12 protein-coding genes and 1 tRNA gene are annotated in these 13,706 nt (G+C 49.0%); 3 read left to right on the top strand and 10 right to left on the bottom strand.

Features of this window, described 5'->3' with window-relative positions:
- Positions 1–29 precede the first annotated feature (29 nt).
- Positions 30–2,165 (bottom strand): ornithine decarboxylase, encoded by a 2,136-nt coding sequence (locus tag O6D90_RS03795; RefSeq protein ID WP_016157450.1) that lies wholly within the window; start codon positions 2,163–2,165, stop codon positions 30–32.
- 468 nt (positions 2,166–2,633) lie between these two features.
- Here O6D90_RS03795 and O6D90_RS03790 point away from each other — a divergent pair, with 468 nt between their 5' ends.
- The 3 genes from O6D90_RS03790 to O6D90_RS03780 all read left to right on the top strand — a co-directional run bounded on the left by O6D90_RS03790 (position 2,634) and on the right by O6D90_RS03780 (position 4,943).
- Positions 2,634–3,341 (top strand): DUF554 domain-containing protein, encoded by a 708-nt coding sequence (locus O6D90_RS03790; RefSeq protein WP_016157451.1) that lies wholly within the window; start codon positions 2,634–2,636, stop codon positions 3,339–3,341.
- Positions 3,342–3,446: 105 nt separating this feature from the next.
- Positions 3,447–3,522, top strand: a tRNA-Phe gene (locus tag O6D90_RS03785).
- A 161-nt stretch (positions 3,523–3,683) separates the two neighbouring features.
- Positions 3,684–4,943 carry a tyrosine-type recombinase/integrase gene (locus O6D90_RS03780; RefSeq protein ID WP_016157452.1) on the top strand — a complete coding sequence of 420 codons (1,260 nt, stop codon included), beginning with the start codon at positions 3,684–3,686 and terminating at the stop codon, positions 4,941–4,943.
- A 141-nt stretch (positions 4,944–5,084) separates the two neighbouring features.
- Here the strand turns inward: O6D90_RS03780 and O6D90_RS03775 are convergent, their stop codons facing one another.
- The 9 genes from O6D90_RS03775 to tssD all read right to left on the bottom strand — a co-directional run bounded on the left by O6D90_RS03775 (position 5,085) and on the right by tssD (position 13,706).
- The gene (locus O6D90_RS03775) at positions 5,085–5,471 is read right to left on the bottom strand and encodes a hypothetical protein (RefSeq protein WP_146111733.1); all 387 of its coding nucleotides are present in this window, start codon (positions 5,469–5,471) and stop codon (positions 5,085–5,087) included.
- An 8-nt stretch (positions 5,472–5,479) separates the two neighbouring features.
- Positions 5,480–5,806, bottom strand: coding sequence for a hypothetical protein (locus O6D90_RS03770; RefSeq protein WP_016157453.1), 327 nt, complete (start codon positions 5,804–5,806; stop codon positions 5,480–5,482).
- Positions 5,790–8,054, bottom strand: a complete 2,265-nt coding sequence (locus tag O6D90_RS03765) for a type VI secretion system Vgr family protein (RefSeq protein ID WP_016157454.1) — start codon at positions 8,052–8,054, stop codon at positions 5,790–5,792. The genes O6D90_RS03770 and O6D90_RS03765 overlap by 17 nt, the downstream gene beginning before the upstream one ends.
- Before the next feature lie 55 nt (positions 8,055–8,109).
- On the bottom strand, positions 8,110–8,511 hold the full coding sequence (locus tag O6D90_RS03760) for a hypothetical protein (protein ID WP_016157455.1): 402 nt from the start codon (positions 8,509–8,511) through the stop codon (positions 8,110–8,112).
- A 6-nt stretch (positions 8,512–8,517) separates the two neighbouring features.
- The gene (locus O6D90_RS03755; RefSeq protein ID WP_016157456.1) at positions 8,518–9,210 is read right to left on the bottom strand and encodes a hypothetical protein; all 693 of its coding nucleotides are present in this window, start codon (positions 9,208–9,210) and stop codon (positions 8,518–8,520) included.
- Positions 9,211–9,212: 2 nt separating this feature from the next.
- Positions 9,213–9,401, bottom strand: coding sequence for a hypothetical protein (locus tag O6D90_RS03750; protein WP_016157457.1), 189 nt, complete (start codon positions 9,399–9,401; stop codon positions 9,213–9,215).
- 296 nt (positions 9,402–9,697) lie between these two features.
- Positions 9,698–10,345 (bottom strand): hypothetical protein, encoded by a 648-nt coding sequence (locus O6D90_RS03745; RefSeq protein ID WP_016157459.1) that lies wholly within the window; start codon positions 10,343–10,345, stop codon positions 9,698–9,700.
- Between the two features lie 86 nt (positions 10,346–10,431).
- Positions 10,432–13,053, bottom strand: coding sequence for a type VI secretion system ATPase TssH (tssH, locus tag O6D90_RS03740; RefSeq protein ID WP_218731568.1), 2,622 nt, complete (start codon positions 13,051–13,053; stop codon positions 10,432–10,434).
- Between the two features lie 161 nt (positions 13,054–13,214).
- Complete coding sequence (tssD, locus tag O6D90_RS03735) at positions 13,215–13,706, bottom strand: type VI secretion system tube protein TssD (RefSeq protein ID WP_003024437.1); 492 nt, start codon at positions 13,704–13,706, stop codon at positions 13,215–13,217.

Below are 13,706 nucleotides of genomic sequence, written 5' to 3'. Positions count from 1 at the left end.
GATAGTGGCCCTATTTGGTCAGATGACGCTTACTTCAGAACATATCCATACAGACGTTTAATACCGTCTGCATCCGTTTCACTGTAAACCCCTTGCAGCTCCGGCGAGAAGCCCGGCAGCAGGTTTATGCCCTCTTCCAATGCCAGGAAGTAACGTTGCACCGCCCCGCCCCATACTTCGCCCGGTACCACGCACAGGACGCCCGGAGGATAAGGCAGCGCGCCTTCTGCCGCAATGCGACCAGCGGCATCACAAATACGCACCAGTTCAACATCACCGCGGATAAAGGCGCTGTTAGCATCCTGCGGGTTCATCGCCACGGTAGGTAAACTCTCCTGACGGAACATCGCTTTTTGCAGATCTTTCACATCAAAGCTGACGTACAGTGAGTGCATCTCCTGACACAGTTCACGCAGCGTGTAATCCCGGTAACGTACCGGATACTTGTTGAAGATGGTGGGCAGCACGTTTGCCAGCGGCGTATCGTCTTCAATATGTTGTTCAAACTGCGCCAGCATCGCGACCAGTTGCGCCAGTTTCTCAGCGCTTTCTGCCGGGGTCAGCAGGAACAGAATCGAGTTAAGGTCGCATTTCTCCGGCACGATACCGTTTTCACGCAGATAATGCGCCAAAATCGTCGCCGGAATACCAAACTCAGTATATTGCCCGGTTTGCGCATCAATGCCCGGAGTGGTTAACAGCAGTTTGCAGGGATCGACAAAATACTGGTCGCGTGCATATCCAGAAAAACCATGCCATTTAGCACCAGGTTCAAAGCTAAAGAAGCGACGCTCGCTGGCAATCACCTGTGTCGGATAGCTTTCCCACGGTTTGCCATCCACTATCGGAGGAATAAACGGTTGAAGCAGCTTACAGCGGGTAATAATCGCTTTGCGGGCCTCGATCCCCAGCATCACACATTCCGCCCATAGCCGACGGCCGCTCTCGCCTTCATGGATTTTGGCGTTAACGTCCAGCGCCGCAAACAGCGGGTAAAACGGGCTGGTGGAAGCATGCAGCATAAACGCATTGTTCAGACGCTTATGCGGGCAGAACCGCGCCTGGCCGCGAATATGGTTATCCTTTTTATGGATCTGCGAGGTTTGCGAGAATCCGGCCTGCTGTTTGTGTACCGACTGAGTGACAAAGATCCCCGGATCGTTAGCATTGAGCTCTAGCAGCAGCGGCGACCCATCGGCCATCATCGGGATAAATTGCTCGTAACCGACCCATGCGGAATCAAACAGGATGTAATCGCACAGGTGACCGATCTTGTCGATCACCTGCCGGGCGTTGTAGATCGTACCGTCATAGGTACCCAACTGAATGATCGCCAGACGGAACGGGCGCGGTTGATCAGCCTTTTGCGGCGCAACTTCTCGAAGTTGCTGGCGCAGATACTCCTCATCAAAGCAGTGCTCATCAATGCCGCCAATAAAGCCAAACGGATTACGCGCCGCTTCCAGATAAACCGGCGTAGCACCCGCCTGGATCAGCGCCCCGTGGTGGTTCGATTTATGATTATTGCGGTCAAACAGCACCAGATCGCCGCGCGTCAGCAGCGCATTGGTGACCACTTTATTGGCCGCAGAGGTCCCATTCAGCACAAAGTAGGTTTTATCCGCGTGGAAAACTTTCGCGGCAAATTTCTGCGCATGTTTCGCTGATCCTTCATGAATCAACAGATCGCCAAGCTTAACGTCAGCATTGCACATATCCGCGCGAAACAGATTCTCACCAAAGAACTCATAGAAATGTCGGCCCGCAGGATGCTTCTTAAAAAACTCACCGTGTTGGTGTCCCGGGCAGGCAAACGTGCTGTTCCCCATTTCGACATACTGGGTAAGCGTGTCATAGAACGGCGGCAGCAAATCTTCCTCATACTGACAGGCAGCAGATTCCAGCTCCAGCCAGTCCTGAGCCTGACCGCGAATTACCGCATTAACGCCCGCAGGCACATCAACATCAGACTCTGCGAACAGAAACACAGGTAGATGAAAACCGGTGCGTTTCAGCAAAGCCAGGATCCCACTGCGGCTGTCCGCAACGGTAATGACGACTGCCGCAACGTCAGTAAAATCGGTACTGTCCAGCGACACCACCTGACGATGGCTGGACAGACAAGAAACCAGTTCACTACTGGCGGCAATTTTCATTGATTTCATAAGCGCAATAACCCGTTTCGGGAAAATCAAAAGTCCCGGACAACGCCGCATGGCTTTGCCCACGAAATGACAGGTCAAACTGGTTACCAGCCCCGACCGCCAGACATCAGTAAAAGCAGATAGCCTCTGATTTTACTGTTATCCTGCAGTGAGCGTGCGCTGCCCTCACCGCATGGTGGGAGCGTAAAGATAAGTCGCGGGAAGGGGCAAACGTCGCGCAAAAAGGCGATGTTGAAGGCGATGTAGGGGGAGTAATATCATCCCAGGCAGCCCCATTCAGACAGGAGAAATTTCGCGCAATCATGGCACCTTTCAATTACAGGCGCAAGATAAAATCTTGCGCGAAAACCTTACAGATCAGCAAGCATTTCGTCTGAAAGTTGCGGCATAATAATGCAATCTGAAACATAATTTCACCCAGCTAATTGCCTTTAGTATCAAGACGATGATGGGTATGCAGGAGCAAATGTGGTAATCGGACCCTTTATTAATGCCAGCGCTATTTTATTTGGTGGCATTCTCGGCGCGCTGCTCAGCCAGCATATACCAGAACGCATTCGGGTCTCCATGACCTCTATTTTCGGGCTGGCCTCGTTAGGGATTGGTATCTTGCTGGTTATCAAATGCGCCAATCTACCGGTGATGGTTTTGGCAACACTCGTCGGCGCATTAATTGGCGAGTTTTGTCATCTCGAAAAAGGGATCAATGCTGCGGTAGCCAAAGCGCAGCAGCTTTTCACCCGCTCGGACGCCAACGTTACGCACGAATCCTTTATTCAAAGCTATGTGGCTATCATCGTGCTGTTTTGCGCCAGCGGTACCGGGATCTTCGGTGCGATACATGAAGGGATGACAGGCGACCCGAATATTTTAATCGCCAAGTCATTTTTGGATTTCTTCACGGCCATCATTTTTGCCTGTTCGCTGGGAATCGCGGTATCCGCCATTTGCATGCCGATGCTGGCAATCCAGCTAACGCTTGCCACCTGTGCAGCACTGATTTTACCCCTGACGACGCCAGCTATGATGGCCGATTTCAGCGCCGTAGGCGGTCTATTGCTGCTGGCAACCGGTTTGCGTATTTGCGGCATTAAGATGTTTGCGGTTGTGAATATGCTTCCAGCCCTGCTGCTGGCAATGCCGCTTTCCGCCGCCTGGACGGCATTTTTTGGCTGAGAATGCGTGCATTAGCAGCAATGTGGTGATAGATTGTGCAGTCTGCATTGATTTGAAGAAATTTCGTTGACGAAGCGAAGTGAATCGGGTTTAATGCGCCTCGTTGCCCGGATAGCTCAGTCGGTAGAGCAGGGGATTGAAAATCCCCGTGTCCTTGGTTCGATTCCGAGTCCGGGCACCAAAATTTAGTTTCATGGCGTTCCTATAAGTCCTGAAACGTTATAAAATCAGTCAGTTAAAGAAACCTGATGGTACTGAAAAGTTCCGTCAGGTTTTTTGACATCCGTCGTTTTTGGGGGCTTAATTGGGGGCCTGTTGGTTCGATAAACTACGGAGCCCCCAATGCCTCTCACCGATACCGCCATTCGCAACGCAAAGCCGCTCAATAAACCTTACAAGCTCAGCGACGCGCAGGGCCTGTACCTGCTGATTAAACCCAACGGCTCTAAACTCTGGCAACTCAAGTACCGCTTTGGCGGCAAGGAGAAGAAGCTGGCGTTTGGCCCTTACCCGACTGTTACGCTGGCGAATGCACGTAAACTGCGTGAAGAAACCAGAGCCGTACTCAGCGCGGGCGACGATCCGGGGGTGAAGAAGCAGCAGGAGAAGCAGGCGAAGAAAAGCGGTAATACCTTTGAGGAGGTCGCCCGCAAGTGGCTGGCGGGCAATATCCGCTGGACGGAGCATCACGCCGCCAAGATCCTGCGTTCACTGGAGCTTCATGTATTCCCGCTGATCGGCAAAATCCCCGTTGCCGACCTGAAAACTGCCGATCTGTTGATCCCTCTGCGAGTAGCGGAGAAAAAAGGTAATCTGGAGACCGCCGCACGGATACAGCAGCGCACCACGGCAGTCATGCGCTACGCGGTACAGGAGAGTCTGATCGCCAGCAATCCTGCCAACGATCTGACAGGAGCCATCGCGCCGCCGCCGAAAAACCACTACCCCGCCCTGCCGCTGGAAAAAATGCCGGAATTGCTGGAGAGGCTGGAAAGTTATTCCGGCAGACTGTTAACCCGTCTGGCGGTGCAGCTTAACCTGCTGATCTTCATTCGCTCCAGCGAACTGCGCTTTGCCCGCTGGACGGAGATCGATCTGGATGGCGCAATGTGGACGATCCCGGCGCAGCGTGAGCCGATCCCCGGTGTGCGCTATTCCGAGCGTGGCGCAAAGATGAAAACGCCGCATCTGGTGCCGCTGTCAAAACAGGCGGTGACGGTACTGAAACAGCTAAAACTGCTGTCCGGCAACAGTGAATTGCTGTTTCCCGGCGATCACGATCCGCGCAAGCCAATGAGCGAAAACACCATCAACAAGGCGCTGCGGGTAATGGGCTATGACACGAAGGTGGATGTGTGCGGTCACGGCTTTCGCACCATGGCCTGTAGCGCGTTGATTGAGTCCGGGCGCTGGTCGAAAGACGCCGTGGAACGGCAGATGAGCCATCAGGAGCGCAACAACGTTCGCGCGGCATATATTCACAAGGCGGAGCACCTCGACGAACGCACGCAAATGATGCAGTGGTGGTCGGACTGGCTCGACGCCTGTCAGCAGAAGTTTGTTGCGCCGTATCGGTATGACAGGCTGGTTCAGGTAGCCTGAATCTGTTAACAAGCCACGCAGGAAAGCAGATCTCAGCAGATCTGCTTTTATCCTTTTTGGTGCAATTGTTTTCAATAACAGGATTTACGGCGACTGTTTAATTATGACGCAGACGTTTTATTTAACTCCGCAGATTCCCGTTCACTTAGCCATTGTGCTACAAGCCTTCCCGGAAGCGGGTTTTAAATCATAAGAATTACGCTCTCCATAGGCTGTATAAAGGCAAACTTCATTATCCCGTCCGAATAAAATAACAAAAAAACCTTCTTTATTATTCTCATACTCAGGGGCAGAAACCAGAAAATCCTCATCAGAGAAATGGCCTTCTCTGAACCAGCGGACCGTCAGCCGAAATTTCAGCCCCGGTTGCCACGCGGGAAGTTTATCGGGTATCCAGCAGCTTTCGTCATGCCGATCAGGACGATCGTCCGGCTTCACCGCTGATACTGAACATATCCAGTATGCCGATCCCCCTAACGGCGTTAGTGCTGCACTCGCAATATCACGACGTTCCGTGACCGCCAGCATCCGGTATGTTACGCCACCGTATATAGCCGCTCATTTTCGTTATCCTGCGCCAGAATCGCAACGCAGATCGCCGCCAGTATCGCCGCAAACCCGCGAAGCAGCGGGCCAAATACGCGACGATGTTCCAGCAGGCCAGCTATCAGCCCCACCAGCGTGAGCAAGGGGACGATCGCCACGCCAACGATGCCAACGCCCAACGCCTGCCAGCCGTCTCCGCCGCCCAGTTTGTACTGCACCCATAAAAAGGTAATAAAAACTGCGCCCAAAAAGCCGAGTAGCGCGCCTATTATGGCGTTAATGCGTTTTAAGGATGATGTTTCAGGTGAGCGGTACATGCAATCCCTCGATATGACTGTCCCACTGAGTATTCTCAACAGATAAGAATAACATTATAGATATCAGGGAATATACATACCAGATGCAAAGAAAAAGCAATGCCGTTTTACTCACCAATATAGCTGAAGGAACAGATCTGTTCGCCCTAACGGGTATCTCCACTTTTCCTTTGCTGGCAAAAATTTTAATCCCCATCCACTGAGCGAAAAGACTTATTGTTTCTTTCACACCAAGGCGGAATTTTTTAGCGACACTGACATCCGCGTCCGCTCCAGAGGTTACAATGATATTCTCACCTGATGAGAGTTGGATACTGGCGGGAGTCACCTGAGCGATACCGGCAGGAGCAGAAAAAAGTAAAGCCTGTTTCTTGAGGTCTGTCATAGACTCCATCAACAATGCTTTTTGCCTCTCGATATCAGCCAGTTCTGCTTTCGCTTTTTCTGCCGCAGAATGAATACCTTTCGCATCCTGAAGCGCAGCTTGTAAGTTCGCTACTGCTTCATGCATATCTAACTGCAAACCTCCAGCTAATTCCTGACGATCGGCGCTGATAAAAATCCCCTTCCCTGCCCGAATAGCTCCCCACTGGTCTGTACGTAGTTCAAAGCCCTCTCCCCGCATCGCGCGCTGCGCATCCACGTTATGCCCCAGGTTCAGCTGCGTCTTCCCGCCGTACTCAGTGCTGAGCTTGATGTGCTCCTCGCCCCGTTTGTCCTCCATGCGCAGTTTGTTATTGGCGGGCGTGCGGATGACGTTGCGGGTGTGGTTTGCCTCCGTCACGTGGTCAGGATGTCGGGAGTCATGCAGCGCATGGGCGATATAAGGCCGGTCCGGATCCCCTTCATGGAACGCCACCGCCACTTCTGTGCCCTGTATCAGCGGGAAGTGAATACCGTAGGTGTCGCCGCCATAGGGTTTGGCAAGGCGTACTGGCATACTTTCGTAGCCCTGTTGTTTATCATCACGATCCGCATCAAACTTAACCCAATAAAGCCCGCTCTGATTCAAATGAGCATATTCATCATTCTTTTTCGGGCTTGAAACACGTGCCATTAGCGTGCCGCTAATCACTGGCCGCGGTTTTAGTGGAGGTCTCCAACAGCGCGTTTCACTGTAAACGGTCGCCATCAACACCACTTGTAGTGCTTCCTTTCGGCTTGCGCTGAATGAAACCGCCGTAACCAGCAAGCTGTTACACACACTGGCAGGAAGCGTTGGGACAGGTGTGGATTCCGTAATATTCAGGACCTGAGCCGGGCTGAGGCTTACATCGGTTGATAATCCAGTGATTGTGGCTTGTGAGGAGAGATAACGCTCATGTTCCAGACGAGCCCAAAAATTCCCTGTCTCAGGCGATGGAGATACCTTATCACCCGTTTCAAGATGGCGCGGGCGATAGTGGTAAACATCCCCGTAAGTCACCCCGTCACCGTCACCGTAAGTCATATCGGCTTGTGCAGAAAATAATATTTTCTGTGCCTGACGATGGTTATAGTCCCCAGCAGTAACCGATGCCTGCACCGCAGACTGGTGGAACTGAATATCCCAGACTGAGTCGATACCATTGTCATTCATTCCGGAGGGACTATTCAGCGGTAATGTTTTGCCAAACTTCCATGCGCTTTGTTTATCAGCAAAATAGATCACTTCAGTACCAGCATCAGGCTGAAGCCTGAAGAAGAAGAATATTCCCACTTCAGAGAGCAAACGTTCAATAAAAACCAGATCGCTTTCGTGATACTGATTAATTTGCTCTCGTTTTGGATATTCCATTGCCAAATCAAAATTATATTCCCAGTCTTTTAAACCATGCTCCTGTAAAATTTGACTAACAACGTCCGGAACTGACATATTTATAAAAAAACGGTGCGTGCGAAATTGATTTTTCAACAACGCGACAAAAGGTTCAATGATTAACTGATAGGTTGCCTGGTCTTTTGAACCACTTATACGATGGAAAGATGTCACAATACCATGTACCACTTTTCGGGCAGTTAACTCACTTAACCTCCCTATTCCCATGGTCAATGTAGTCGATTTTCTAAGTATCGACTCTGCTGCAATGTCTTTATCATTGCTGGAAAAATGAACTACATATCGATACAGCGAACTCATTTCCTCCGTACCACTAAAATTAATAACATCCAGTACAGACTTGCATGAAGGGATATACAATTGATAACGGTTTAACGTATTTTCAGATATAAATGACATCCCACCACCCAGTGATTCGGACATTCCCATATATTTAACCCTTGTAATTTTATAAAGAGCTATTTTCAGAAAGTAAAAGTTACTCTCAACGCATTGTCTTTATTAAAACAACTATATCCGCTTTCTTATTTGTGACAATGGAAAAAGTAAATCGAAGATTATCGCTAGATATCCAAAGCTCTTCCCTACCATTATCACTATAATCATAAAGATGAAAACCAAGACCTGTTAGATAATTACGAATAACTTCTGCATCACCACCGTGAAAAATAATAAGATTTGTTTCCCGAGTACTTCCCTCAGGAGAAATATATTCGAAATAATAATTATTTGAGATCCTTGGGGCCTGCTTGATATCAACATCTGTGTAGAAATAGTAATCAAAAAAATCACTTTCCCGATATTCTAATTTATCTGGCCAGGGTATTAAAAGAGGTGACAAGGAAATCAAAGCAATAGTCACCAGTAATATTTTATAGTAGCTCATTACCATTCACCTCGACAAAAATGAATAATAACCGCCATCCCCGCTGATCACTTGTACCCGACCAGAAGTGAAATCACTCCACGGCTGCACCCATGTCATAAACGAAGGCAAACTCCCTTTATAGGGTTTATGAACAGCACAATTATCCGACGGGTCTGGAAACAGTAATGGTAAAAATCCTTTATTCTTATAATTGCCTATCGGCCCATAAAAATCCCATCGATTCAGTGCTCGCTCTTTACTGACTAACCTTAGTCTTGACTGGTAGTCTGAGGGAAGAATTGCCCTGTAGAAGCCTAAAAGATCAGAGGTAAGATCCTCTCCGCTAAAACCACTGTCGGTATACCAACTAAAACACCAATTAGCTTGCAAACTTTCAAACAAGCGCGCCGTCGTCATCATCATGGCCAACGCAACGCTGTTTTTCTCACATGCAGATAAACCTTGTTTGATACGCCACTTAACAAACTTTCCTGTACCAAACTGGCGATGGTATACAAACATTTTTTGGCTATAAGCGACTTCATAATAACCATCACAGCCTGATTCACCTCGTTTTATATCTATCATCAGGTTTTTGATATCACTTCCCTGTGCATGGCCTATATCTATCCATCCCAATATTTCGCTATAAACAAGCCCTGTTTTACGAGTCGATGTCCACTCAGAAGGTTCAATAATATCGTTACGTTTACTCATTATTAAACTCCAGCATCATTAGCTCTTAACTCAAACTCAATACTACAAGTAGATCGGACAGAATAATGGTAGAGAACGCTTAACTGCTCCAGCCCCTCAAAACGCACCACATCCAGTGCATGCGGGCATGAAGGAATCGTTAAGCTGTAGCGGTTAAGCGTGGGCCGTGATGTTGTTAGTTCCATATTCATAGAGTTAACTCCATTTAATTAAATATATTTACGTACTTATAAAACCATAATAATACTGACCAACACAATTTCCCATTAACTAAAAAATCACAGATAATCATCCCAATTACTACGCACATGAGGCCAGCCAAATCTCATCATAAAATACCCTAAAACAATCAATAAAATATTTCCCGCGCCCCATAAATATCGAAACGCATCGTTAGAAACAAAAAAAAACCAAATAGAAAAGGCAATGCCAAACATGCATAATAGATTACCCATCAGATATGAAAAATAATACATTAAATATATTACTATTTCTCTAAACTTCCCAGACCATCCAGAAAACATTGGCAAACCTCATTAAAAAAAACCTCATTTGTATTGTGAAGCTCAATTGCTTTTTCAAAAGGTGAAACAAGATCTTCTATCAGAAAATAAAGCAGATCCAGGTCTCCCATATCTTTCAATTTTTGGTAATGGCCAGGACTCCTTGCAGCAAGATAGCGAGATGTATAGATTGCCCTGGATACCTCCGCTCCCAACGTAAGAAGCGAGCCTATACAAGCACCTGAAAAAAATGCCGTGACCAACCGATTAGAAATAACATACCCAATTTTAACGCCAGTTAGCTCTGAAAAAATCATCCTTCCGGCACTATCCCCAACTATTTTTTCCACCATTAAAGAAAAATCCAGTCGAGAAGAAAAATCATTAATAAAAACCCCAACAACCTGACCTATCAACTCCTTATTAAACCCCACTTTATTAATAAGTCTGGCAAACCTGTATTTGTCATCAGCATTCGCTCTGTGATGTTCTGTATCCATAAAATCATAGGCCAGATATCCCATACTCACCGGAAATGATATAAGCCCTTTTGTCAAAGCAGCTATAAATCCAGAATCATCAATGTTAATAGCTTCGAGCATATCTTTGGCAAGCTCTTTAGCACCATCCATATTTAGTCCTGTTGCGCAACGAATATCCCAGTACAATATAAAACCCAGCATTAGTCTTATCTCTGGGTTTTATTTTTCACTCGTTATCAATTATCAATTATCAATTCAATTCCCTCTTCATCACTCCAACTCAAAGTGAGCTGCTGAGGTTTTTGCTGCCGGGAAAGATACGTTAACAACTGCTGGCTGAGCACTGGCAAGATTTGTTGATTCAGCAGGCTATCAATATTCCTCGCCCCCGTATCCGGTAGCAGGCAAGCGGCTGTCAGGGCATCAAAAAGGTTCTCAGATATCGTCGTAGTGATGCCGTAGTGACGCAGTAATCGCTGTCTAACTTGATCCAGTTTCATTTGTACAATCGTACGTAACGCAGGTTCACTGAGCGGATGGTAGATAATAGTCTGGAAGCGAGCCAGTAGCGCCGGCTGGAAATGATCGCGCAAGAGGGGGCGCAGCCGCTCGTGCAGATCGGACTCCGTGGTTTCCGGCTGTTCTTCCAGCATCTGCATCACAGCGTCGCCGCCAAGATTGGAAGTCATCAAAATAACGGTGTTGCGAAAATCAATTTCTCGGCCTTCACCATCTCGCATGAAACCGCGGTCAAATACCTGGTAAAACAGGTTTATGACGTCGCGATGCGCTTTTTCTACTTCATCCAGCAATACCACGCTATAGGGGCGTTTTCGCACTGCTTCAGTCAGGATCCCTCCCTGACCATAACCCACATACCCCGGAGGTGAGCCCTTGAGTTGGCTCACGGTGTGCGACTCCTGATACTCAGACAGATTAATCGTGATCAGCGACTTTTCACCGCCAAAGAGACTGTCAGCCAGGGCCAGCGCCGTCTCCGTTTTCCCGGTTCCGCTTGGTCCAGTTAGCAGAAAAACACCCTGTGGGCCGTTTTCCGGCGTAAGTCCTGTTTTTGATGCCCGCAACCGCTGTGCGATAGTATTTAGCGCGTAATCCTGCCCGACAACGCGGTTTCCCATCTGGGTTTCAAGCGTCAGCAAGTCTGTCTGGGAGTCCTTCATTAGTGAAGACAACGGTACACCGGTCCAGTCGGCGATCACCGTAGCAACTGTACGCGCGTCTACATCCGGAAACAGTAAAGGATGGCCCTGCTGAAGCACACTAAGCTGTTGCTGCAATTCAATCGTTTCCGCCTGACGAGAAATATCACGGCGGCTGGTCAGCAGTTGCTCAGTGAGCGCTATTTCCTGGCCATACTGGGTTTCCAGTTCATCAAGCTCGACAAGCAGGCGATTTTCATGCTGTTCAATGCTGGCCAGCCTTTCATCATGCTGACCATTTCCTACTGCGAGGTCTGCAAGCAACGCCTGTTTTTCAATTTCAAGCGCGGTGATCTCCGACTTCAAGCGCGTAAGGGGTTCAGGAACGGTATCAAGGCACATCCGCACTCTTGCACCTGCGGTATCCAGCAGGTCGACGGCTTTATCGGGTAATTGCCGCCCGGTAAGATAGCGGCGAGAGAGCAGAACAGCAGCTTTAACCGCTTCGTCGGTGATGTGAACGCCATGGTGTTCCGCGTAGCGTGATTTCAGACCACGCAGCATTAAACAAGCAGTGTCATCATCCGGTTCATCCACTTTAACCATCTGAAAACGCCGCTCCAGCGCAGCATCACGCTCAAAATACTGTTTATATTCGCTCCATGTGGTCGCTGCGATGGTTCGCAATTCACCTCTGGCCAGAGCGGGTTTTAGCAGGTTGGCTGCATCAGCTCCCCCCGCCTGATTACCGGCCCCAATGATGGTGTGTGCTTCATCGATAAAGAGCAGAACAGGAGTTGGCGATTGCTGAACGGCATCAATGATATTTTTTAATCGCTGCTCAAACTCACCTTTCACTCCAGCACCTGCCTGCAACAGCCCAAGATCCAGCGTACGTAAGGTTACTGTTTTCAGGCTATCCGGCACGTTACCTTCAGCAATACGCAGCGCCAGCCCCTCCACCAGAGCGGTCTTGCCGACGCCGGGTTCCCCAACCAGAATTGGATTGTTTTTTCGACGACGAGATAGCACATCCACCATTTGCCGAATTTCATTATCACGACCAAATACCGGATCGATATCCCCGGCACGCGCTTTCGCGGTCACGTCTAATGTAAATTTATCGAGCACACCTTGTAATCCGGGCGACAAAGTCGACTGAGCCTGATTTCGACCCGGCTCATCATCAGAGGTAAACTGCGCCAGAGCAGCCTCTTGCTGCCTTTCAGGACGTTCATCCGACTGGACATTTAATAGCGGCAGGAGCCGTTCCAGTTGAGTATGTCCTGCGCTCAGAAGAGGCCACAGGCCGTCACACTTCAGTAGCGAAGGCTTTCCCACCAGCGCCATCAGCAGATGCACACCACGTATCTGCGAATTTTCATCCGTTGCTGCACACAGCCACGCTTGTTGCATTAAAGAGAGGAGTACATCAGACAACTGCGGGCGGCTTTTTACGGAACGAGGCTGAACATCCAGATGCGCCAGCAGCGACTGCCAGAGATTGTCGATATCCCATTCATAACGACGTGCAATGACAGTAATATCTCCCTCCCCCTGTTCCAATAGCTTCAGTAACCAGTGTTCGGGAGTGATTTCTGCATGCGCACGCGTTTGGCATAACGATGCCGCCGCTTCAAGCGCCTGAGCACAATAGGGGTTGAGACGTCGTAATAACACTGCTGACTGGTGTTCCATTTGCTTCCTGACTCCCTGTATTCAGGCACGCTACCGCCCGTGGCCGTAACCCAATGCCCATAAGGTAATAGTGACGTTGATACTCTCTGCTAAATCCCCGCGCCGGATACTCAGCAGAGGGCATAAAAAAACGGATGAGGAAATCCTCATCCGTTAGTGCGTTATGCGGTGGTACGCTCGTTCCAGGCGTCAGAATGGATAATGTTGCCATCCTTATACGTCCAGACGATCTTCTCGTAGCGCAGTTCAATCTGTTCCAGGTGGTTATGCTTCTCTTTAGCCGGATCTTTGATGTCGTACATCACAGGATTTACTTTCACCACTTTCACGTTGTGCAGAGTGGTGTTGAAGTATTCCACTTCCTGACCAGCATCATTGATGCGATACCATTTGAACTCTGCCTGACGCAGGGTCTGACCAGTGGTTACAGCCTTGTACAGATACGGGCTGGAAGCATCGATTTCCTTAGTGAAAAGAAACGGGGTATGGATGCGCGTCCCGGTCAACTTACCGGTGTTGTTATCGGTAGGGATGTACAGGTTATGTTCCTGAGCCACTACTTCGATACTGCCCACACGGTCTTTCACATCAACAGAGCCCTTAATATCCGCACCGCCGTCGTCTTTCAGCCAAAGGTAGACTGGAATTGCCAT

The sequence above is a fragment of the Citrobacter sp. 21OH12SH02A-Citro genome (assembly GCF_027919895.1).
Taxonomy (GTDB): Bacteria; Pseudomonadota; Gammaproteobacteria; order Enterobacterales; family Enterobacteriaceae; genus Citrobacter; species Citrobacter braakii.
Note: the sequence above shows the minus strand (reverse complement) of the source record. Positions and strands in the feature narration are given on the sequence as shown.

Coding starts and splice junctions, on each gene's coding strand:
- O6D90_RS03795 (WP_016157450.1), bottom strand. CDS start 2,165: ATGAAATCAATGAAAATTGCCGCCAGTAGTGAACTGGTTTCTTGTCTG.
- O6D90_RS03780 (WP_016157452.1), top strand. CDS start 3,684: ATGCCTCTCACCGATACCGCCATTCGCAACGCAAAGCCGCTCAATAAA.
- O6D90_RS03775 (WP_146111733.1), bottom strand. CDS start 5,471: ATGCTGGCGGTCACGGAACGTCGTGATATTGCGAGTGCAGCACTAACG.
- O6D90_RS03770 (WP_016157453.1), bottom strand. CDS start 5,806: ATGTACCGCTCACCTGAAACATCATCCTTAAAACGCATTAACGCCATA.
- O6D90_RS03765 (WP_016157454.1), bottom strand. CDS start 8,054: ATGGGAATGTCCGAATCACTGGGTGGTGGGATGTCATTTATATCTGAA.
- O6D90_RS03760 (WP_016157455.1), bottom strand. CDS start 8,511: ATGAGCTACTATAAAATATTACTGGTGACTATTGCTTTGATTTCCTTG.
- O6D90_RS03755 (WP_016157456.1), bottom strand. CDS start 9,210: ATGAGTAAACGTAACGATATTATTGAACCTTCTGAGTGGACATCGACT.
- O6D90_RS03750 (WP_016157457.1), bottom strand. CDS start 9,401: ATGAATATGGAACTAACAACATCACGGCCCACGCTTAACCGCTACAGC.
- O6D90_RS03745 (WP_016157459.1), bottom strand. CDS start 10,345: ATGGATGGTGCTAAAGAGCTTGCCAAAGATATGCTCGAAGCTATTAAC.
- tssH (WP_218731568.1), bottom strand. CDS start 13,053: ATGGAACACCAGTCAGCAGTGTTATTACGACGTCTCAACCCCTATTGT.
- tssD (WP_003024437.1), bottom strand. CDS start 13,706: ATGGCAATTCCAGTCTACCTTTGGCTGAAAGACGACGGCGGTGCGGAT.